Below are 20648 nucleotides of genomic sequence, written 5' to 3' on the forward strand. Positions count from 1 at the left end.
ACTTATGATAACCATTAATGGCTTTGACGAACTTCTGCAAAAATGTAATGACCTACCCAATGTCGGCTGGTTATATGTGGATACTGATTTTGATTTGGAGTCAAAAAACGACATCCTAAATAAAAAATATTACCTTGCAGAAAATGACGACGAAGAAATGGAGTTCGATGACAAATGCGGAACATTTCTTGAGTCTCCAATACTCAAAGCGATCATTGAAAATAAAACAGAACATCATCCAAACGCCAGCAAAGAAGAACTACTGAAAGCAGTTACTTATTATTTGGAAAACGATGACTTTCTAGACTAGATTAGAAAAGGAGCCGGAAGAGCTAAACAACTTCCGGCTTTACTTTTTAGCGAAAACCATAACATGCATGTTTGGATAAAAAACGGGAATAAGTTCTTCTACCGAGAGACCTGGCTGCACTCAACACGCTCCGGCTTTATGATCCGGATATGGGGCGGTTCGACCTAACAAAAGACTCTCCAGCTTATGTTAATGGCACTCTCATGAATGGTGGAACTTAAATATGATTGACTTCACAGCAGATATAAAACCCAAGCACTCCATAGCAAACATCATATTAGGGGGAAACATCTCCAGCTATATCGATGAATTATATAGAACGTATAGTATCAAGATAAAAAACTATAACCTACCAGACGGTGAAACGAGGGTGGCTTATGTAGTAAATAATACCATCACTATAGCAACTCTTTCTGATGGAACAATATTCTCAATTGGCTGCAATGTACATTACCAAGGACTTTACAGAGATGTACTTTCTACAGGAATGTCTTTTGGCCAAATAAAAAAACTTACCAAGCGCCAACGGGTTTTTAATGGCTCAGTAATTATCGATGATGACTTTGGATTTTCCTATGTATTACCCGCTCCTTATGATGAGATAGCCGATAGCATTAAGGACATACCTATGGATTTGATTCTAAATGAAATATATATTTCTGACTTTTCCTCTTGGCAGTAGCCCCGCGTCAAGAGATTGATCCAAAAAATGGCGAGGCGAATTTTCTCTGATACCTGCGTTCTTTACTCAAGGTTCACTCAACTCCGTGCCTGAGGACCCAAAACGCTCTAGTGCCTGCCCGCACTTGTTTAAAACGCCTCAAGGTTACTTCCTGCAAGCTACAACACCTTGCGTCGTTGCCTACAGCTACGCCAGAATCCGCCGGCTTGTGCGCTTTGGGGCCGGTCGGTAACTTGATTCGGGTCACTGATCGTCAGTGGTCGGGTTTAGTCGCCCGCTGGTAATTGAAGTTGTACAAGCGCCCGTCAGACAGGTATTTCCTACCTGCATTTGATGGTAGCTGTGCGTAGGGCACCTTCGGGTGCGCCGGCTTCTTCAATTCCCCGGTCCGACTAACCTGCGTACAGCTGCCACCCCTTCGTTTAGTCGGCGAAGTGGTGTCAGCATCACTCAAGGAATTGAAGATCATGTTTAAAGTTACACCCAACCCACCGGACACCGATCCGGTCTCCCCATACGAAAGCCCCGATTCAAAAAAACTCAACGACGCCACCGAACGCGCCCTCGACCACCACTTCCCGCCAGCCGAACCAAAGCCACCGAAACGCAAAGGCCAACTCTTCAGCGTCTGCCCGGGCATCAACACTGAAGCCCTCCTCGCCAATGCCTCGGAAGATATCTTGTCCATCAGCGCCATCGCCGCCGACCTCGCCGACGACGTGGACGGTTCACGCCGCTCCGTAGCCCTGTCGCTCAGCCGCTTGGCCGATGGGGTGCATTTGTTGGTGGAGCGAGCGCTGGACCACCTGAATGAGCCGGAAATAGCAGCGATTCTTGCCAGGAAACAAAGCCGAGTCGGCTGATCCGCCAGACAGAAAAAATGGGCACCCAACCTCGTTGGCGTGCCCATTTTTTATCCCGCTCACCCGCTATGCGGGAAGTCGGTGCGTGTTACGGATTAACGCTGTCTTTCAACGACTTGCCTGGCTTGAACGCAACAGTGTTGCTGGCCTTGATTTTGACTGGCTCACCGGTCTGCGGGTTTTTGCCCGTACGGGCACCGCGATGGCGTTGCAGGAAGGTGCCGAAGCCCACCAGCGTGACGCTGTCTTTGCGGTGCAGAGCGCCGGTGATTTCTTCGAGAACGGCGTTGAGGACGCGGTTGGCCTGTTCTTTGGTGAGGTCTGCTTTTTCCGCAATTGCAGCGGCGAGTTCTGGTTTACGCATTAGTGAAGCCCCTTTGACGGTTTTTTGTTGTTATGTCCGTGCTGTTCTCGTTGGAACAGCGCCTAAGGCGCCGCAGGTGCTCTACTCTGCGGCAGACGGGAGTGAGAATGGCACGCGCTTTAGAGCGGCGCCAGTCTCCCCGCGACCTTTGTGGGGGCAAAAGCGGGGTGATTCCGACAGAACGACCGCTATTTACGCCAGCAAGGCGGGAAGCTCTTTGTTCAGGGCGAGTTTTTCCATCACCGCCGCGCCTGTCAGGGCATAGCCCAGTAATTGGCCGGCGCTGTCGCGGCACAGCACCTTGATGTCCGCGCCCTGCCCTTCGACCGTCCAGACGCCTTCCGCGCCCCGCGGTGGTGGCGAAACCACCAATGGGCAGACCGGTGTTTTCACGGTGATCGGCATCGGGCCATAACTCACCGCCGTAGGGTTTCCGGCGAGGGTCTGGGCCAGCGCTCTCGCACAGCTCATGAGGGGCATGACGTACAACAGATTCAGCCCGTCGACCTCGGCGCAGTCGCCCAGGGCGTAAATGTTGGCGTGAGAGGTTTTCAGGTGACGGTCCACCACCACGCCGCGATTGACCTGCAGCCCGGCAGCGGCCGCCAGGTCAATGCGCGGACGCAGACCGATGGCCGACACCACCACATCGCAAGGGATGACCTGGCCGTCGGACAGGTGCGCTTCCAGGCCGTCCGCCACTCGCTGCAAGCGATTGAGCACCGGCCCGAGGTGGAAGCGCGCGCCCAAGCCTTCTAGCCCGGCCTGGACCGCAGCGGCCGCCGCCGGGTGCAGCAAGGTCGGCATGACCTGCTCGCACGGTGCAACCAGTTGCACCTCGTAACCACCGAGCATCAGGTCGTTGGCGAATTCGCAGCCGATCAAACCGGCGCCCAGTAGCAACACCCGGCGCTTGCCGGCCGCGGCCGCGCGAAAACGTGCGTAGTCTTCAAGGTCGTTGATCGGGAAAACGGCTTCGGCCGCGTCGCCTTCGATCGGCACCCGCACGGTTTCCGCGCCCCAGGCCAGGATCAGGTCGCGGTAGATCACCGCCTCTTCACCAATCCACAGGCGTTTGTGGCCTGGATCGATACCGCTGATGCGCGTGTGGGTGCGCACTTCGGCCTTCAATTGCTCGGCCATGGCGCCCGGTTCGGCCATGCTCAGGCCGTCGGCGTCTTTATTCTTGCCGAAGCCGGTGGAGAGCATCGGCTTGGAGTAGGAGCGCCCATCATCTGCGGTAATCAGCAGCAGCGGGGTTTCGCCATCGAGTTTGCGAAACTCCCGGGCCAGGTTGTAGCCAGCCAGCCCAGTGCCGACGATCACGACAGGTGCGTTCATTCCTTGCTCCTTGCTTGTCTTAGTTGATTTCAATCATTTCGAAATCCATCTTGCCCACGCCGCAGTCCGGGCACAGCCAGTCTTCCGGCACGTCCTGCCACGGTGTGCCCGCCGCAATACCGTCGTCCGGCCAGCCCTCGGCTTCGTTATAGATCAGGCCGCAGACCACACATTGCCACTTTTTCATTCAGGTATTTCCTCGGGATTCAGGCTTTTGCCGGCGCGAACGGTCGATAGGTGGAGCGCTGCCGTCCGGCTCAGGGCGTTTTGTACTGATCGCGCCCGGCAGATGCAAGCCTGTTCGGCGCAACGGCAGGCCGGTTCAATCAAAAGCGTCGTCTGACATGGTAAGCTCGCCGCCTCATTTGCTGCCAATAATGACTCACTGTGCCGCACTCAAAATTCCCCTCCCCGACGCCGCTCTGGCTCTCTCGAAGCCAACTGACGCCCCTCCCCGACACGTCTACGCTCGATTGGTTGTTCGATGAAGGATCGCTGACCCGGCGCCTGATCCGTCTGTCTAATGATGGCTTCAGCGTCACGCCGCTGTTCGAAGGCTGGCAACCGCTGCGCGCCGATGAATGTGCCGCGCTGGAGCTGGCCGAAGGCAGTGAAGGCTGGGTGCGCGAGGTGTATCTGCGCGGGCACGGTGAAGCCTGGGTGTTTGCCCGCAGCGTGGCAGCGCGTAGCGCGTTGCAGGGCGACGGGTTGCATATGGATGAATTGGGCAGCCGTTCGCTGGGCGAATTGCTGTTTTGTGATCAGGCATTTCAGCGCCGGGCCATTGAGGTTTGTCACTATCCTCAGGCATGGCTACCGATGGATGCTCAGGCGCCTGAATTATGGGGCCGGCGCTCGCGTTTCGACCGCGGCGCCTTGAGCGTGCTGGTGGCCGAGATCTTCCTGCCGACCTTATGGAACGCCGCCCGCGCCCATCCGGAGAATTGCTGATGTACCAGAGCCTGCTCAAGTCCCTGAATCGCTTGAACCCACGGGCCTGGGATTTCATTCAGCTGACCCGCATGGACAAGCCGATCGGCATTTATCTGCTGCTGTGGCCAACGCTGTGGGCACTCTGGATTGCCGGTGAAGGTTCGCCTTCATTGGCCAATATCGTGATTTTCGTGCTCGGCGTGGTACTGACCCGTGCCGGCGGTTGCGTGATCAACGATTGGGCGGACCGTAAGGTCGACGGCCACGTGAAACGCACCGAACAGCGGCCACTGGTAAGCGGCAAGATCAGCTCCAAAGAAGCCCTGGTGTTCTTTGCGGTGCTAATGGGCGTGAGCTTTTTGCTGGTGCTGTGTACTAACGCGAAGACCATGTGGCTGTCGCTGGGCGGTTTGGCCCTGGCGTTCAGTTATCCATTTATGAAGCGCTACACCTACTACCCGCAAGTGGTGCTAGGCGCGGCGTTTTCCTGGGGCATGCCGATGGCATTCACAGCCGAAACCGGTGAATTGCCGGCGGCGGCCTGGTTATTGTGGATCGCCAACTTGTTGTGGACCGTTGGCTACGACACCTATTACGCCATGACCGACCGCGACGACGATCTGAAAATCGGGGTGAAATCGACGGCGATTCTGTTTGGCGACGCCGACAGGGCGATCATTCTGACCCTGCAAGGATTGGCACTGGGGTGTTTGCTTTTGGCGGGTTCGAAATTCCAGCTCGGCGGCTGGTTCCACCTTGGATTGCTGGCGGCGGCGGGTTGTTTTGCGTGGGAGTTCTGGTACACCCGCAGCAAGGACCGGATGCGCTGCTTCCAGGCGTTTTTGCACAATCATTGGGCCGGGTTGGCGATTTTCGTGGGGATTGTGCTGGATTACGCGTTGCACTGAAGGTAATGAGGGCAGATCCGCTCCCCGTGACCAGGTCCGAGGAGCGGATTACACGGGTCAGTGCTTCGGCATGTGCCACATATCCTTGTAACCTTCGCCCTTCATATCGCCAGGCTTCATGTCCATTTTGTAGGTGTACATCGGCTTGCCGTCATAAGCCCACTGCATCGTGCCGTCATCACGCTTGATGATCGTCCATTCACCTTCGGCCTTGGCGCCCGCTGGAGCCATCATCGGTGGCCACATCTTGGCGCACTCGGCATTACACATCGACTTACCGCCAGTGTCCTTGTCGAACGTGTAAACGGTCATACCCTTGTGGTCGACCATCATGCCGTCCTTCATCATGGCCGGTTCGGCGGCAAAGGCCAGGGACGGCAGCGTTAGCGCAGCCGTGACCAGCAGGGCCTTCCAGGATTGAGCAATGTGATTCATGGAAACCTTCCTCTTGTGGTTGTCAGGATTCGGACTTAGAGCTTAGTTCAGGATCACGCCAATCGCAGGACGGCTAAAATACTGTCACACGACTGCAATAATTCCGTTATCTAATGCGGCGCAAGACAGTTAAATGACAAGAGGATTAAGGCATGGTTGGCAGGAGCATTCTGATCGTCGACGACGAAGCGCCCATTCGCGAAATGATCGCCGTTGCGTTGGAGATGGCCGGCTATGACTGCATGGAGGCTGAGAACTCGCAGCAGGCTCACGCCATCATTGTCGACCGCAAGCCGGACCTGATCCTGCTCGACTGGATGCTGCCCGGCACGTCCGGCATCGAGCTGGCCCGACGCCTCAAGCGCGATGAGCTGACCGGGGACATCCCGATCATCATGCTCACCGCCAAGGGCGAAGAGGACAACAAGATCCAGGGCCTGGAAGTCGGCGCCGATGACTACATCACCAAGCCTTTCTCCCCACGTGAGCTGGTTGCGCGCCTGAAGGCCGTGCTGCGCCGTGCCGGGCCAACCGATGGCGAGACGCCGATCGAAGTCGGCGGCCTGCTGCTGGACCCGATCAGCCACCGCGTGACCATCGACGGCAAACCCGCCGAGATGGGCCCGACCGAATACCGTTTGCTGCAATTTTTCATGACCCACCAGGAACGTGCCTACACTCGCGGCCAGTTGCTGGATCAGGTCTGGGGCGGCAATGTCTATGTCGAAGAGCGCACCGTCGATGTGCACATCCGTCGCCTGCGCAAAGCCCTCGGCGATGCTTACGAAAATCTGGTACAAACCGTGCGCGGCACCGGTTACCGGTTTTCCACCAAGGCCTGAGCCGACCGCCAGACTCGCTGACAAGGACGCATTTTTCCGTGAACCAAAACTGGCATGGCACCCTGATTCGCCACATGCTGTTGCTGGTCACCGCCTGCCTGGTGATCGGCCTGATCACCGGCTTCTACGGCTGGAGCCTCGCCGTGGGCCTGGGCCTTTATCTGGCCTGGACCCTCAAGCAACTGCTGCGTTTGCACGAATGGCTACGCCTGCACAAACCCGATGAAGCACCGCCCGATGGCTATGGCCTGTGGGGCGAAGTGTTCGACAGCATTTACCACCTGCAACGCCGCGACCAACGAGTGCGCGGGCGCTTGCAAGCGGTGATCGACCGGGTCCAGGAATCCACCGCTGCGCTTAAAGATGCGGTAATCATGCTCGACAGCGATGGCAACCTGGAATGGTGGAACCGCGCCGCCGAAACCCTGCTTGGCCTCAAGACCCCACAGGACAGTGGCCAGCCCGTGACCAATCTGGTGCGCCATCCGCGCTTCAAGGAATACTTCGAGCAGGACAGCTACGCCGAACCGCTGGAAATTCCTTCGCCGATCAATGATCGCCTGCGCATTCAGCTGTACATCACCCGTTATGGCAACAACGAACACTTGATGCTGGTGCGCGACGTGACGCGCATCCATCAGCTGGAACAGATGCGTAAAGACTTCATCGCCAACGTGTCCCACGAACTGCGCACACCGTTGACGGTGATCTGCGGCTACCTGGAAACCCTGCTCGACAACGTCGAGGAAGTGAACCCGCGCTGGACCCGTGCCCTGCAGCAGATGCAGCAGCAAGGCGGACGCATGCAGACGTTGCTTAACGATTTGCTGCTGCTGGCCAAACTCGAAGCCACCGACTACCCGTCGGACAACCAACCGGTGTCCATCGACAGCCTGCTGCAATCGATCAAGAGCGACGCTCAGCAACTGTCCGGTCAACTCAATCAGCACATCTCCCTGGAAGCCGATCCGACGATTCTGCTCAAGGGTAGCGAAGCAGAATTGCGTAGCGCGTTTTCCAACCTGGTGTTCAACGCAGTGAAGTACACACCGGCCGAGGGCAATATCCGCATTCGCTGGTGGGGTGACGATCAAGGCGCACACCTGAGCGTGCAGGATTCAGGGATTGGCATCGACAGCAAACACTTGCCGCGCCTGACTGAACGCTTCTATCGCGTCGATTCCAGCCGCAACTCCAACACCGGCGGTACCGGGCTGGGGCTGGCCATCGTCAAACATGTATTGCTGCGCCATCGGGCACGTATGGAGATCAGCAGTGTGCCGGGCCACGGCAGCACGTTTACCTGCCATTTTGCGCCAGCCCAAGTGACAAAATCCCGCGTCATCAGTGCCGCCGATTGATACCGGCCAGCACTCGCCACTAGGCAAGCCAAGAGTCAGCCGCTACATTGGCTGACTTGTGCCTGCCCTTCAGGCGCACTTTTTTCTTTCCTTTCGAATACACGGAACCCGCAAAACTCCATCATGGACCCTTCCCCTGGCTTGACCCTCGCAACAATATTCGCCGATTTCGGCATGATTCTTTTTGCTCTGATCCTGGTTTTGCTCAACGGCTTTTTCGTTGCGGCAGAGTTTGCCATGGTCAAATTGCGCTCGACCCGCGTCGAAGCCATCGCTGAAAAGAACGGTTGGCGAGGGCATATCCTGCGCACCGTGCACAGTCAGCTCGATGCTTATCTCTCGGCCTGCCAATTGGGTATCACCCTCGCCTCGCTGGGTCTGGGCTGGGTCGGCGAACCTGCGTTCGCGCACCTTCTGGCACCCGTACTGAGTGCCGTGGGCGTGGATTCCGCTGAGGTGGTGAAGGCAGTTTCGTTCTTCACGGCGTTCTTCATCATTTCGTACCTGCACATCGTGGTCGGCGAACTGGCCCCGAAATCCTGGGCCATCCGCAAACCCGAGCTGTTGTCGCTCTGGACGGCGGTGCCGCTGTACCTGTTCTACTGGGCCATGTACCCGGCCATCTACCTGCTCAACGCCAGCGCCAACCAAATCCTGCGCATCGCCGGCCAGGGTGAACCCGGCCCGCACCATGAGCACCATTACAGCCGCGAAGAACTGAAACTGATCCTGCACTCCAGCCGTGGCCAGGACCCGAGCGACCAAGGCATGCGCGTTTTGGCCTCGGCGGTGGAAATGGGCGAGCTGGAAGTGGTCGACTGGGCCAACTCCCGGGAAGACCTGGTGACACTGGAGTTCAACGCGCCGCTCAAGGAAATTCTGGCGATGTTCCGTCGCCACAAGTTCAGCCGCTACCCGGTGTATGACAGCGAGCGCCAGGAGTTCGTCGGCCTGCTGCACATCAAGGATTTGCTGCTGGAACTGGCCGCGCTGGATCACATTCCCGAGTCGTTCAACCTCGCCGAACTGACCCGGCCGCTGGAGCGCGTGTCGCGCCACATGCCGCTGTCGCAGTTGTTGGAGCAATTCCGCAAGGGCGGTTCGCATTTCGCTGTGGTCGAGGAAGCCGACGGCAACATCATCGGCTACCTGACCATGGAAGACGTGCTGGAAGTGCTGGTGGGCGACATTCAGGACGAACACCGCAAGGCCGAACGCGGGATCCTCGCGTATCAACCCGGCAAGCTGCTGGTGCGGGGCGATACGCCGCTGTTCAAGGTGGAACGCCTGCTGGGCATCGACCTGGACCACATCGAAGCGGAAACCCTCGCCGGGCTGGTCTACGAAACCCTGAAACGGGTGCCGGAAGAGGAAGAAGTGCTGGAAGTCGAAGGCTTGCGGATCATCATCAAGAAGATGAAAGGGCCGAAGATCATTTTGGCGAAGGTGTTGATGCTGGATTGATGCACTGATTCAGATCCGCGTCGATCCCTTCGCGGGCAAGCCCGCTCCCACAAGGACTTGCGCAGGGCCTGTGGGAGCGGGCTTGCCCGCGATGGCGTTGGGTCAGGCAACCCATCACTGCTTGCCCAACGCAAAGTTGGGCAACGCGCCTACCGGTTGATTGAACTGGTACGGAATCGATACCAACCCCAACCCGGTATTGCGCTGCACCACGAAGTGCAGGTGCGGGCCACTGCTGTTGCCGGTATTGCCCGACAGCGCCAGCGCACTGCCCACCACCACGCGCTGACCTTCCCGCACGCTGAGCGAACCTTTCTTGAGGTGCAGGTACACGCCCATGGTCCCGTCATCGTGCAGTACCCGCACGAAATTGCCCGACGGATCGTTGCCGCGCCCGGTCTGGCCATTCTCGGTTTTCACCACCATCCCGCCGCGCGCCGCGATGATCGGCGTGCCTTCGGGCATGGCGATATCCATCGCATAACGGTTCTTCGGCCCATAGTGGCTGTATTGGCCATTGGCGCCCTGACTCAGCCGAAACGGCCCGCCACGCCAAGGCAATGGATATCGATAGGCCATGGCTGCCCCTGCAGGGTCGCCCAGTGAATATTCGAACTTCGGGGTATACGCCAGCGGCCTTCCGGCCTTCGTCGCCTTGAGCAGCGCAAGGCGAATGCTGCTACGTGCCGGCATGACCCGACGAATCGGTCGGCTTGGCGCGCCGCTGACATTATTCAGCCCGGAAAAACTCAGCTCGATCTCGACGGGCGCATACAGATCGTTGCGCACGAACACACTGTCCATGCCCCTCTGCTTCTTGATATCGAGGTACACCTGCCGCTCAAGGCGCTCGACCATCCGGTCGCGAAAAACGAACACCTTCGCGCCTTTGGTGGGGCGGTCGCTGTAAGAGACCACGCCACTGGCGTCGGTGGAGCGGTAAATCGTCATGGCCACAGCCGAGGTGGAGGCCATGAACAGACCACAGAAAAACAGCAGGCGCGCGAGCATGGGCAAGATTCTGTCGAGTAAGGCCTGGAAAGGAGCCTAGCAGCTGAAATGGACCAGCGTAGTCAACAGATGTTTCAAATGATCGTTCCCACGCTCTGCGTGGGAATGCAGCAAGGGACGCTCTGCGTCCCATCCGAAGCGAACGCGGAGCGTCCGAGGAGGCATTCCCACGCGGAGCGTGGGAACGATCAGCGGTACACGTTACGCACCCGGCACGAAATGCTTCTGCGCGGTGCCACGGGCGATCAGGCGGGAGATGTAGTCGAGCTTCTGCGCATCCTGGTCGACAAAGCGGAAAGTCAGTTGCAGCCATTCGCTGTCAGGTTTCGGCTCGAAGGCGACGATGGCGTGCAGGTAGCCGTTGAGGCGGGCGATTTCAGCGTTATCGCCCTGCTCCAGGTCGAGCACGGCGCTGTCGAGGACTTGCGGCAGCGTGTCGGTGCGTTTCACCACCAGCAGCGCTTCCTTGATGCTCAAGGCCTTGATCACACATTGCTGGGTGCCGCTTGGCAGGCGCAGTTGGCCTTGGCCACGACCGCCGGCTGATGCTGCGGAGGCAGCAGGCGCCTTGATCGGCGGGCTGTTAAGCAAGCCGCGAGACGGTGCGGCGGCCGGGGCTGGCGCGGCGGCGACTGGTTTGGCGAATGGATTGACCGGTGCCGCCGATGGCGTGACCACGGCTGCCTTGCCACCCGTGAGCGCGCTGAGGGAGTCGTTGCCGAATGCCGAGTTCATCTTGGTCGGCGCACTGTTCATCAAAGTGTCGAGCTTGCCGACCTTGTTCAGTGCCTGCTTGACCTTGGTCAGCAGTTGCTCGTTGGTGAACGGCTTGCTGACGTAGCCGGAAACCCCGGCCTGAATCGCCTGGACGACGTTCTCTTTGTCGCCACGGCTGGTGACCATCACGAACGGCATGGTCTTGAGGTTGTCCTGCTCGCGGCACCAGGTCAGCAGTTCCAGACCGGACATTTCCGGCATTTCCCAGTCGCACAGAACCAGGTCGAACGCCTCCTTGGCCAGCATGGCCTGGGCCTTTTTGCCGTTGACGGCATCTTCGGTCCGGATCCCCGGGAAGTAGTTGCGCAGGCACTTCTTCACCAGGTCACGAATGAACGACGCATCGTCCACGACCAACACACTGATCTTGCTCATCCAACACCCCTTTAAAAATCCCGGCAAGCATAACGCTGGCTGATGGCACTTTGCCAAAACTCTTCAGTCACGCCGGGACTTTTCGTTCGCGGGTGCTGCTTTTCTAATCGGCTTTTCGATACGAAGGCCACGCAAACAAAAACGCCCGGCCAAAGGGCCGGGCGCTTTCCTAGGGGCAATCTTACTTATCGTCAGCTTTGCCCGGAACATTAGCGGTTTCGGCACTTGTGCCTTCAACTTCTTCCTTCATGCGCTTGAGGCCCAAGTGACGCACGTCGGTGCCGCGCACCAGGTAAATCACCAGTTCCGAGATATTGCGCGCGTGGTCACCGATTCGTTCCAGTGAACGCAGCACCCAGATAATGCTCAAGACCCGCGATATAGAGCGCGGGTCTTCCATCATGTAAGTGGCCAGCTCGCGCAGCGCGGTCTTGTATTCGCGGTCGATGATCTTGTCGTACTGCGCCACCGACAACGCCAGGTCGGCGTCGAAGCGGGCAAACGCGTCCAGCGCATCGCGAACCATGTTGCGCACCTGGTCGCCGATATGGCGAACCTCGACGTAACCGCGCGGCGCTTCGCCTTCTTCGCACAACTGAATGGCACGGCGGGCGATCTTGGTGGCTTCGTCGCCGATGCGCTCCAGGTCGATCACCGATTTGGAGATGCTGATGATCAAACGCAAGTCCGACGCCGCCGGTTGGCGACGGGCCAGAATGCGCAGGCATTCTTCGTCGATGTTGCGTTCCATCTGGTTGATCTGGTCGTCGATCTCGCGCACTTGCTGGGCCAGGCCGGAGTCGGCCTCGATCAGCGCGGTGACCGCGTCATTGACCTGCTTCTCGACCAGCCCGCCCATGGCCAGGAGGTGGCTGCGCACTTCCTCGAGCTCAGCGTTGAACTGCTGGGAGATGTGATGGGTAAGGCCTTCTTTACTAATCATGTTGGCGTCCTTGGAGCGTCCGGTAAGGTGCGGTGGACCGCAGCGTCAGTTCAGTGAGCAACAACAGCTTCCTAGCCGTAACGACCGGTAATGTAGTCTTCGGTCTGCTTCTTCGCCGGATTGGTGAACAGAGTATCGGTGTCGCCGAATTCCACCAGTTTGCCCATGTACATGAACGCCGTGTAGTCGGAAACCCGCGCGGCCTGTTGCATGTTGTGGGTCACGATAACAATGGTGAACTTGGATTTCAGTTCGTAGATCAGTTCTTCGACTTTCAGCGTGGAGATCGGGTCGAGTGCCGAGCATGGTTCATCGAGCAGCAGTACTTCCGGCTCCACGGCGATGGTGCGGGCAATCACCAGACGTTGCTGCTGACCACCGGACAGGCCGAGTGCCGACTCGTGCAGACGGTCTTTAACCTCATCCCACAGCGCCGCGCCTTTCAACGCCCACTCGACGGCTTCGTCGAGGATGCGTTTCTTGTTGATGCCCTGGATGCGCAAACCGTAAACCACGTTTTCGTAGATGGTTTTCGGGAACGGGTTAGGCTTCTGGAACACCATGCCGACCCGGCGACGCAGCTCGGCCACATCCTCGCCCTTGCGGTAGATGTTGTTGCCATAGAGGTTGATCGCGCCGTCGACGCGGCAGCCGTCCACCAGGTCGTTCATGCGGTTGAAGGTGCGCAGCAGCGTGGACTTGCCGCAGCCGGACGGACCGATGAAGGCGGTCACGCGCTGTTTCGGGATGTTCATGCTGACGTCGAACAGCGCCTGTTTGTCGCCATAAAACAGGCTCAGGCCCGGTACTTCGATGGCCACGGTTTCCTGCTCGAGGCTCAGGCTCTGTTTGTCGCGGCCCAGGGCCGACATGTTGATGCCGTGAGTATGTGCTTCGTGCTGCATGGGAGGCTCCCTGTGCTAACAAATTCGGTTCGGTTTTTGTGGGAGCCAGCCTGCTGGCGATTCAGGCAACGCGGTCAATCTGTAAACCGCGGTGATGCCATCGCCAGCAAGCTGGCTCCCACATAAGAAATCAACTATCCAGCGCTTTGTATTTTTCGCGCAGATGGTTACGGATATAAACCGCCGACAAGTTGAGCGTGGCGATCACCAGCACCAGCAGCAATGCGGTGGCGTAGACCAGTGGCCGAGCGGCTTCGACGTTCGGGCTCTGGAAGCCGACGTCATAAATGTGGAAGCCCAAGTGCATGATCTTCTGGTCCAGGTGCAAGTACGGGTAGTTGCCATCCAGCGGCAGCGATGGCGCCAGTTTCACCACACCCACCAGCATCAGCGGCGCCACTTCACCGGCGGCACGGGCCACGGCGAGGATCATGCCGGTCATCATTGCCGGGCTGGCCATTGGCAGCACGATCTTCCACAAAGTTTCGGCCTTGGTCGCGCCAAGAGCCAACGAACCTTCGCGCACGGTGCGAGGAATCCGCGCCAGGCCTTCTTCGGTGGCCACGATCACCACCGGCACTGCCAGCAGGGCCAGGGTCAGCGAGGCCCAGAGCAGGCCCGGCGTACCAAATGTCGGCGCCGGCAGTGCTTCAGGGAAGAATAACCGATCGACCGAACCGCCGAGTACGTAGACGAAGAAGCCCAGACCGAACACGCCGTAAACGATGGCCGGAACACCCGCCAGGTTGTTCACCGCGATGCGGATCAGCCGGGTCATCGGCCCTTGCCGTGCATATTCACGCAGGTAGACCGCCGCCAGCACGCCGAACGGCGTCACGATCATCGCCATGATCAGGGTCATCATCACAGTGCCGAAAATCGCCGGGAAAATCCCGCCTTCGGTGTTGGCTTCACGCGGGTCGTCACTGAGGAATTCCCAGACCTTGCTGAAGTAGAAGCCGATCTTGGTGAAGGTGCCCATGGCGTTCGGCTGGTAGGCGTGAACCACTTTGCCAATGCCGATTTCGACCTCTTTACCGTTCGCGTCGCGAGCGGTCAGGCTGTCGCGGTTGAACTGAGCGTGCAGATCATTCAGACGCGTTTCGATTTCCTGATAACGGGCATTCAGCTCAGCGCGCTCGGACTCCAGGTCTGCTTGCGCGGCAGCGTCGAGACGGCCGTCCAGTTCCAGTTTGCGACCGTGCAGACGCACACGTTCGAGACCGGCGTTGATCGCGCCGATGTCGACCTTTTCCAGGGTCTTGAGCTGTGCGGCGAGCTGGTTGACGCGATCGACACGCGCCTGCAACTCAGGCCATGCGGCCTCGCCCTCAGCGATGACCTTGCCATCCTGTTTGACGTTGACCAGGTAGCCGTAGAAATTGCCCCACTCGCGACGCTCGATGGCCATCAGCTCAGGCGGGGTTTTCTGGTTGGTCAGCCACTCGCCGACAATCCAGGTGAAGTCGGTGCCGTTCAGATCACGGTTGCCGACCTTGATCAGCTCGCGGGTCATGAACTCCGGGCCTTGATCGGGCACCGGCAGCCCAGCGCTTTTCAGGCGCTCGCGTGGCACTTCTTCCTTCTGCACCACTTCGCCGATGACGAGGTGGTTGGCCTGGCCCGGCACGTCGTAACTGGCGTGTATCAGGTCCGCCGGCCAGAAGTGACCCAGACCGCGCACGGCAATCACCGCCAGCAGGCCAATGGTCATGATGACCGCAATGGACACCGCGCCACCGCTGATCCAGACGCCGGGGGCGCCGCTCTTGAACCATCCATTCAGGGAGTTCTGTTTCACAGACTTCTACCTTTCTTAAAGCGACGAGTATTTCTTGCGCAGACGCTGACGAATCAGTTCCGCGAGGGTGTTCATGATGAAGGTGAACAACAGCAGCACCAGCGCCGAGAGGAACAGCACGCGGTAGTGGCTGCCGCCGACTTCCGACTCAGGCATTTCCACCGCAACGTTGGCCGCCAGGGTGCGCAGGCCTTCGAACAGGTTCATTTCCATGACCGGGGTGTTACCGGTGGCCATCAGCACGATCATGGTTTCACCCACCGCGCGGCCCATACCGATCATCAGCGCCGAGAAAATGCCCGGGCTGGCGGTGAGGATCACCACGCGGGTCATGGTCTGCCACGGTGTGGCACCGAGGGCCAGGGAGCCCAGGGTCAGGCCCCGAGGCACGCTGAACACGGCATCTTCGGCGATGGAGTAGATGTTCGGAATCACCGCGAAGCCCATGGCCAGGCCGACCACCAGAGCGTTGCGCTGGTCGTAGGTGATGCCCAGGTCGTGGGAGATCCACATGCGCATGTCGCCGCCGAAGAACCAGGTTTCCATGTACGGGCTCATGTACAGCGACAACCAGCCCACAAACAGAATCACCGGGATCAGGATCGCGCTTTCCCAGCCGTCCGGCACTTTCAGGCGGATGGACTCAGGCAGGCGACTGAAGACGAAACCCGCCACCAGAATGCCGATCGGCAGGAGCATCAGCAGGCTGAAGATGCCGGGCAAATGTCCTTCGACATACGGCGCCAGGAACAGGCCGGCGAAGAAGCCGAGGATCACCGTCGGCATCGCTTCCATCAGCTCGATCACCGGTTTGACCTTGCGACGCATGCCCGGGGCCATGAAGTATGCGGTGTAGATCGCGGCGGCAACGGCCAGTGGCGCGGCCAACAGCATCGCGTAGAACGCAGCTTTCAGCGTACCGAAGGTCAGCGGCGAGAGGCTCAGCTTGGGCTCGAAGTCGGTGTTGGCCGCGGTCGATTGCCAGACGTATTTAGGCTCGTCGTAGTTCTCGTACCAGACCTTGCTCCACAACGCGCTCCACGAGACTTCCGGGTGCGGGTTGTCGAGCAGCAACGGTTGCAGCTTGCCGCCCTGCTCCACGATCACGCGGTTGGCCCGTGGCGACATGCCGAAAAGGCCTTGGCCGTCGACCACCTGATCCACCAGCAAAGTGCGGTGAGCGGTGCTGTGGAACACCCCCAGTTTGCCGGACGCATCGAGGGCAACGAAGCCTTTACGACGTTCTTCAGCGGTGATTTCAACGATCGGCGCAGCGCCCATCTGGAAAGTACGAATCTGCTTCAGACGCTGCTCGCCATCCGGGTCGCGAGCCATGAACCATTGGGCCAGACCACCTTTGGAGTCACCGACGATCAGCGAGATGCCACCCAGCAATTGGGTAATAGCGGTAACTTCGGTATTGCCGTCTTCAAGCAATTTGTAGCGCCCGTTAAGGCTCTTGTCGCGCAGACTGAAAACGTCGGCCTGAGCGCGGCCATTGACCACGTACAACCACTGCTGACGCGGGTCGATGAAGATGTTCTTCACCGGCTCGGTCATTTGCGGCAGCTCAACGCGCGTCTGCTCGTTGGTGACTTCGCCGGTCATCATGTTTTCTTCGCTGGTCAGCGACAGGACATGCAGTTGCGCGGCCGTGGAGCCGGCCAGCAGCAGGGTCGAATCGGTAGCGTTGAGGCTGACGTGCTCCAGAGCGCCGCCCGCCTCGTTCAGCATAATTGGCGTTTCGCCGTATGGATATTCAATGGCCGGCGAGATGGTTTTCTTGCCTTCCGGGTAGCTGACTTTATAGGTGTGACGGAACACCAGGACCTGGCCGTTGGACAAGCCCACGGCCACTAATGGCTGGCCAGGTTGATCTTCACCGATGGAGGTCACGCTGGTACCGGCCGGGATCGGCAGGTCGACGCGGCGCAGTTCGGCGCCGGTGTCGATATCAAAGAACAATGCCTGGCCCTTGTCGGAAACCCGCATGGCGACCTGGTTCTGCTCTTCAATGGAGATCATCAGCGGCTTGCCGGCGTCTTGCATCCAGGCGGGCGTGATGGCGTCTTTGGCGGTCAGGTCGGCCCCCTGGAACAGCGGCGCAACGACGTAACCGAGGAAGAAAAAGATCAGGGTGATCGCGCCAAGAACGGCGAGGCCGCCGACGAGGACGTACCAGCGGGTCAGGCGATCTTTCAGCGCACGAATACGGCGCTTGCGTTGCAGCTCAGGCGTATTGAAGTCAATTCGCTTGGGGGGATTTGTAGTCATGGTGGAGTTGGCCAGATCATTCATGCGCACACCCTAGCGATCCTGTATGACAGAAAGATGACAATGCAGTGACGCAACAAATCCGCCGCCAGCGGTAACTGGCAGTGGATCGGAAATTTGGGAGGGCCGGGTTGCCAGCATGGCAACCCTGAGCCTTTGTAGGAGCGAAGCTTGCTCGCGAAGGGATCGCCTCGGTTCTCCCTTGAAAACGAGGCGATCCCTTGGCGGGCAAGCCTCGCTCCTACACAGGTCCGGGTTTAGCCCGGACCTAGGGTTTTACTTTTTTGCGACGTTGCCGCCTTCTTGCAGACCCAGGTCAGCCAGTGCTTTTGCAGCAACCTTGGCTGGCAGCGGGATGTAGCCGTCTTTCACAACCACTTCCTGACCCTGTTTGGACAGAATCAGCTTCACGAACTCGGCTTCCAGCGGGGCCAGAGGCTTGTTCGGAGCCTTGTTGACGTAAACGTAGAGGAAACGCGACAGCGGATACTTGCCGTTCAGGGCGTTTTCTTCAGTGTCTTCAACGAACTCGGTGCTGCCTTTCTTGGCCAGGGCCACGGTCTTCACGCTGGCGGTCTTGTAGCCGATGCCCGAGTAACCCACGCCGTTCAGCGAGGAGCTGATCGACTGCACGACCGAAGCCGAGCCTGGTTGTTCGTTGACGTTTGGCTTGTAGTCGCCTTTGCACAGGGCTTCTTCTTTGAAGTAGCCATAAGTGCCGGATACCGAGTTACGACCGAACAGTTGCACTGGCTTGTTGGCCAGGTCGCCAGTCACACCCAGATCGCCCCAGGTTTTCACATCGGTTTTAGCGCCGCACAGACGTGTCGAGGAGAAGATCGCATCGACCTGTTCCATGGTCAGGTGCTGGATCGGGTTGTCTTTGTGTACGAACACCGCCAAGGCATCCACAGCAACCGGGATAGCGGTTGGCTTGTAGCCGTACTTGGTTTCGAAGGCTTGCAGCTCGTTGTCCTTCATCTTGCGGCTCATCGGGCCCAGGTTAGCGGTGCCTTCAGTCAACGCAGGTGGCGCGGTAGAAGAACCGGCAGCCTGAATCTGGATGTTTACGTTCGGGTATTCTTTTTTGTAGTTCTCAGCCCACAGGGTCATGAGGTTGGCCAGGGTATCGGAGCCGACGCTGGACAGGTTGCCCGACACACCAGTGGTCTTGGTGTAGCTCGGGATAGCAGGGTCAACAGCGGCAACCGCGTTGGCAGTCGCAACGCCAGCAGCGACAAAAGTCATTGCCGCCATCAAACGCTTCAGTTTCATGCCTTACTCCTAGCAGATAGGTGTGTTAAGTCGGGGCCAAGTATCAGCAGGCCGTGTGAACACTCTATGGCTGAAATATGACAATTGGATGAAAGGCCAGCATCTAGCGATAGATCGTTCCCACGCTCTGCGTGAGAATGCATCTCGGGACGCTCTGCGTCCCATTCAAAAGCGGACGCAGAGCGTCCATGGCGGCATTCCCACGCAGAGCGTGGGAACGATCAGTACAAAGAGGCGGCTTAGCGACCCTTCTTCCAAAGATAGGCCCCCACCAGAACCCCGACGCCACACAGAACCGCTACGTAATACGCAGGCCCCATCGGGCTTTCCTTGAGCAGCAGGCTGACGATCATCGGCGTCAGGCCACCGAAAATGGCGTAGGCGACGTTGTAGGAAAACGACAGGCCACTGAAGCGCACCACGGGCGGGAATGCCTTGACCATGACATAGGGGACCGCACCGATGGTGCCCACCAGCAAGCCTGTTATGGCGTACATCGGGAACAGCCAGTCGGGATGCTCAGCCAGACTGTGGTAGAAGGTCCAGGAGCTGGCCAGCAATGCGGCGCAGCCGAACACTAATACTCGTCCCGCGCCGAAACGATCTGCCAGGGCGCCGGCAATGATGCAACCAATGCTCAGCAGCACTATCGCCACGCTATTGGACTGCAGGGCGGTGGTTGGCGCGAAGTGATAGACCGTCTGCAATACGGTCGGGGTCATCAGGATCAACACCACGATGGCGGCGGACAGCAGCCAGGTCAGCAGCATGGAAATCAGAATCGCACCGCGATGGTCGCGCAACACGGCGCGCAGCGGCACTTCTTCGGCCAGCGCTTTGCGTAATTGCAGTTCGGCAAACACCGGGGTTTCGTGGAGCCAGCGACGCAGGTAGACCGAGAACAGGCCAAACACGCCGCCCAGCAGGAACGGGATGCGCCAGGCGTAATCCGACACTTGCACCGGCGTGTAAATGCTGTTGATTGCGGTAGCGACCAACGAGCCCAAAAGAATACCGGCAGTCAGGCCGCTGGTCAGCGTGCCGCAGGCATAACCAATGTGACGCTGCGGCACGTGTTCGGAAACGAATACCCAGGCTCCCGGCACTTCACCGCCAATCGCCGCGCCCTGAATTACCCGCATCAACAGCAACAGGATCGGCGCCCACATACCTATCTGCGCGTAAGTCGGCAGCAAGCCCATGATCAGGGTCGGGACTGCCATCATGAAAATGCTCAAGGTGAACATCTTCTTGCGCCCCAGCAGATCACCGAAGTGCGCCATGACGATGCCCCCCAATGGCCGTGCCAGGTAGCCGGCGGCGAAGATGCCGAACGTCTGCATCAGGCGCAGCCACTCGGGCATGTCGGCGGGAAAGAACAGTTTGCCGACCACCGTGGCAAAGAACACAAAGATGATGAAGTCGTAAAACTCCAGCGCGCCACCCAGGGCAGACAGCGATAACGTCTTATAGTCGTTGCGGGTCAGCGGGCGTGCGGATTGGCTGGGCTGCGCGATGCTCGAGGGCGCTGTGGTCATGGCAAGGGCTTCTCTTATAGTCGGATCTGCAACCTCAACAACGCTGGCGGAGGCTTGGGCAGGTTCGGCACGATAGCAAATTGTTCGAAAAAGCACATAGAGGCGCGTATTTGACGGTCAAAATGAGAACCGGACGGTCGTCTCGGAGTCTACCGATCGATATACTCCCAATATTGCAACGGCTTGTAAGGGGTTGCTGTGCGAAACCGTCGTTGGCACCTGTCAGCCGATTTCGCAGAGTTTCCC

General features: G+C 58.7%; 20 protein-coding genes. 8 read left to right on the forward strand and 12 right to left on the reverse strand.

All coding sequences use genetic code 11. From position 1 onward, the window contains the following. Positions 1-4 precede the first annotated feature (4 nt). From IB250_RS18080 to IB250_RS18090, 3 genes are all read left to right on the forward strand, one after another. Positions 5-310, forward strand: coding sequence for a hypothetical protein (locus tag IB250_RS18080; RefSeq protein WP_192345105.1), 306 nt, complete (start codon positions 5-7; stop codon positions 308-310). Between the two features lie 223 nt (positions 311-533). Beyond that, complete coding sequence (locus tag IB250_RS18085) at positions 534-992, forward strand: hypothetical protein (protein ID WP_192345106.1); 459 nt, start codon at positions 534-536, stop codon at positions 990-992. Positions 993-1459: 467 nt separating this feature from the next. After that, a complete protein-coding gene (locus tag IB250_RS18090) occupies positions 1460-1855 on the forward strand; it encodes a DUF6124 family protein (RefSeq protein ID WP_192345107.1) in 396 nt (131 codons plus the stop codon). Positions 1856-1943: 88 nt separating this feature from the next. On the opposite strand, the gene IB250_RS18095 is transcribed toward IB250_RS18090, so the two are convergent. From IB250_RS18095 to IB250_RS18105, 3 genes are all read right to left on the reverse strand, one after another. Next, a complete protein-coding gene (locus tag IB250_RS18095; protein WP_003213368.1) occupies positions 1944-2219 on the reverse strand; it encodes an HU family DNA-binding protein in 276 nt (91 codons plus the stop codon). Between the two features lie 192 nt (positions 2220-2411). After that, positions 2412-3560: an NAD(P)/FAD-dependent oxidoreductase gene (locus IB250_RS18100; RefSeq protein ID WP_192345108.1), complete on the reverse strand. Its 1149-nt coding sequence runs from the start codon at positions 3558-3560 to the stop codon at positions 2412-2414. A gap of 19 nt (positions 3561-3579) precedes the next feature. Beyond that, complete coding sequence (locus tag IB250_RS18105; protein WP_007896465.1) at positions 3580-3747, reverse strand: rubredoxin; 168 nt, start codon at positions 3745-3747, stop codon at positions 3580-3582. A 200-nt stretch (positions 3748-3947) separates the two neighbouring features. On the opposite strand from IB250_RS18105, the gene IB250_RS18110 reads away from it, so the two are divergent. Both IB250_RS18110 and ubiA read left to right on the forward strand, forming a co-directional pair. Then, positions 3948-4511, forward strand: a complete 564-nt coding sequence (locus tag IB250_RS18110) for a chorismate--pyruvate lyase family protein (protein WP_192345109.1) — start codon at positions 3948-3950, stop codon at positions 4509-4511. Next, positions 4511-5401 (forward strand): 4-hydroxybenzoate octaprenyltransferase, encoded by an 891-nt coding sequence (ubiA, locus tag IB250_RS18115; protein WP_192345110.1) that lies wholly within the window; start codon positions 4511-4513, stop codon positions 5399-5401. Before IB250_RS18110 ends, ubiA begins: the two co-directional genes overlap by 1 nt. Before the next feature lie 57 nt (positions 5402-5458). Here the strand turns inward: ubiA and IB250_RS18120 are convergent, their stop codons facing one another. Continuing rightward, positions 5459-5836 carry a hypothetical protein gene (locus tag IB250_RS18120; RefSeq protein ID WP_192345111.1) on the reverse strand — a complete coding sequence of 126 codons (378 nt, stop codon included), beginning with the start codon at positions 5834-5836 and terminating at the stop codon, positions 5459-5461. A gap of 152 nt (positions 5837-5988) precedes the next feature. Between IB250_RS18120 and phoB the strand changes: the two genes are divergently transcribed. The 3 genes from phoB to IB250_RS18135 all read left to right on the forward strand — a co-directional run bounded on the left by phoB (position 5989) and on the right by IB250_RS18135 (position 9503). Further along, positions 5989-6678 (forward strand): phosphate regulon transcriptional regulator PhoB, encoded by a 690-nt coding sequence (gene phoB, locus IB250_RS18125; protein ID WP_046045002.1) that lies wholly within the window; start codon positions 5989-5991, stop codon positions 6676-6678. Between the two features lie 74 nt (positions 6679-6752). Continuing rightward, complete coding sequence (gene phoR / locus IB250_RS18130; protein WP_263864805.1) at positions 6753-8039, forward strand: phosphate regulon sensor histidine kinase PhoR; 1287 nt, start codon at positions 6753-6755, stop codon at positions 8037-8039. 123 nt (positions 8040-8162) lie between these two features. Then, positions 8163-9503, forward strand: a complete 1341-nt coding sequence (locus IB250_RS18135) for a hemolysin family protein (protein ID WP_192345113.1) — start codon at positions 8163-8165, stop codon at positions 9501-9503. Positions 9504-9617: 114 nt separating this feature from the next. Here the strand turns inward: IB250_RS18135 and IB250_RS18140 are convergent, their stop codons facing one another. The 8 genes from IB250_RS18140 to IB250_RS18175 form a co-directional block, all read right to left on the reverse strand. Further along, positions 9618-10514, reverse strand: coding sequence for a peptidoglycan DD-metalloendopeptidase family protein (locus tag IB250_RS18140; protein WP_192345114.1), 897 nt, complete (start codon positions 10512-10514; stop codon positions 9618-9620). A gap of 201 nt (positions 10515-10715) precedes the next feature. Beyond that, positions 10716-11666: a response regulator gene (locus IB250_RS18145; RefSeq protein ID WP_192345115.1), complete on the reverse strand. Its 951-nt coding sequence runs from the start codon at positions 11664-11666 to the stop codon at positions 10716-10718. Between the two features lie 181 nt (positions 11667-11847). Further along, positions 11848-12609 (reverse strand): phosphate signaling complex protein PhoU, encoded by a 762-nt coding sequence (phoU, locus tag IB250_RS18150; RefSeq protein WP_008073516.1) that lies wholly within the window; start codon positions 12607-12609, stop codon positions 11848-11850. 71 nt (positions 12610-12680) lie between these two features. Beyond that, a complete protein-coding gene (gene pstB / locus IB250_RS18155; RefSeq protein ID WP_095052363.1) occupies positions 12681-13514 on the reverse strand; it encodes a phosphate ABC transporter ATP-binding protein PstB in 834 nt (277 codons plus the stop codon). A 130-nt stretch (positions 13515-13644) separates the two neighbouring features. Then, positions 13645-15315 carry a phosphate ABC transporter permease PstA gene (gene pstA / locus IB250_RS18160; protein ID WP_192345116.1) on the reverse strand — a complete coding sequence of 557 codons (1671 nt, stop codon included), beginning with the start codon at positions 15313-15315 and terminating at the stop codon, positions 13645-13647. Positions 15316-15330: 15 nt separating this feature from the next. Then, positions 15331-17364, reverse strand: a complete 2034-nt coding sequence (locus IB250_RS18165) for an ABC transporter permease subunit (RefSeq protein WP_192345261.1) — start codon at positions 17362-17364, stop codon at positions 15331-15333. Between the two features lie 501 nt (positions 17365-17865). Continuing rightward, the gene (locus tag IB250_RS18170; RefSeq protein WP_192345117.1) at positions 17866-18864 is read right to left on the reverse strand and encodes a phosphate ABC transporter substrate-binding protein PstS; all 999 of its coding nucleotides are present in this window, start codon (positions 18862-18864) and stop codon (positions 17866-17868) included. Positions 18865-19103: 239 nt separating this feature from the next. Continuing rightward, the gene (locus IB250_RS18175) at positions 19104-20402 is read right to left on the reverse strand and encodes an MFS transporter (RefSeq protein ID WP_192345118.1); all 1299 of its coding nucleotides are present in this window, start codon (positions 20400-20402) and stop codon (positions 19104-19106) included. Positions 20403-20648 lie beyond the last annotated feature (246 nt).

Source organism: Pseudomonas sp. PDM09 (genome assembly GCF_014852305.1).
Taxonomy (GTDB): Bacteria; Pseudomonadota; Gammaproteobacteria; order Pseudomonadales; family Pseudomonadaceae; genus Aquipseudomonas.

What these genes read in the sequence shown, in the direction of transcription:
- IB250_RS18095 (WP_003213368.1), bottom strand. Translation starts at nt 2,219, where the DNA reads ATGCGTAAACCAGAACTCGCCGCTGCAATTGCGGAAAAAGCAGACCTC.
- ubiA (WP_192345110.1), top strand. Translation starts at nt 4,511, where the DNA reads ATGTACCAGAGCCTGCTCAAGTCCCTGAATCGCTTGAACCCACGGGCC.
- IB250_RS18140 (WP_192345114.1), bottom strand. Translation starts at nt 10,514, where the DNA reads ATGCTCGCGCGCCTGCTGTTTTTCTGTGGTCTGTTCATGGCCTCCACC.
- phoR (WP_263864805.1), top strand. Translation starts at nt 6,753, where the DNA reads ATGCTGTTGCTGGTCACCGCCTGCCTGGTGATCGGCCTGATCACCGGC.
- IB250_RS18170 (WP_192345117.1), bottom strand. Translation starts at nt 18,864, where the DNA reads ATGAAACTGAAGCGTTTGATGGCGGCAATGACTTTTGTCGCTGCTGGC.
- IB250_RS18165 (WP_192345261.1), bottom strand. Translation starts at nt 17,364, where the DNA reads ATGCAAGACGCCGGCAAGCCGCTGATGATCTCCATTGAAGAGCAGAAC.
- phoB (WP_046045002.1), top strand. Translation starts at nt 5,989, where the DNA reads ATGGTTGGCAGGAGCATTCTGATCGTCGACGACGAAGCGCCCATTCGC.
- IB250_RS18105 (WP_007896465.1), bottom strand. Translation starts at nt 3,747, where the DNA reads ATGAAAAAGTGGCAATGTGTGGTCTGCGGCCTGATCTATAACGAAGCC.
- IB250_RS18080 (WP_192345105.1), top strand. Translation starts at nt 5, where the DNA reads ATGATAACCATTAATGGCTTTGACGAACTTCTGCAAAAATGTAATGAC.
- IB250_RS18135 (WP_192345113.1), top strand. Translation starts at nt 8,163, where the DNA reads ATGGACCCTTCCCCTGGCTTGACCCTCGCAACAATATTCGCCGATTTC.
- IB250_RS18120 (WP_192345111.1), bottom strand. Translation starts at nt 5,836, where the DNA reads ATGAATCACATTGCTCAATCCTGGAAGGCCCTGCTGGTCACGGCTGCG.
- phoU (WP_008073516.1), bottom strand. Translation starts at nt 12,609, where the DNA reads ATGATTAGTAAAGAAGGCCTTACCCATCACATCTCCCAGCAGTTCAAC.
- IB250_RS18090 (WP_192345107.1), top strand. Translation starts at nt 1,460, where the DNA reads ATGTTTAAAGTTACACCCAACCCACCGGACACCGATCCGGTCTCCCCA.
- IB250_RS18100 (WP_192345108.1), bottom strand. Translation starts at nt 3,560, where the DNA reads ATGAACGCACCTGTCGTGATCGTCGGCACTGGGCTGGCTGGCTACAAC.
- IB250_RS18085 (WP_192345106.1), top strand. Translation starts at nt 534, where the DNA reads ATGATTGACTTCACAGCAGATATAAAACCCAAGCACTCCATAGCAAAC.
- pstB (WP_095052363.1), bottom strand. Translation starts at nt 13,514, where the DNA reads ATGCAGCACGAAGCACATACTCACGGCATCAACATGTCGGCCCTGGGC.
- IB250_RS18145 (WP_192345115.1), bottom strand. Translation starts at nt 11,666, where the DNA reads ATGAGCAAGATCAGTGTGTTGGTCGTGGACGATGCGTCGTTCATTCGT.
- IB250_RS18175 (WP_192345118.1), bottom strand. Translation starts at nt 20,402, where the DNA reads ATGACCACAGCGCCCTCGAGCATCGCGCAGCCCAGCCAATCCGCACGC.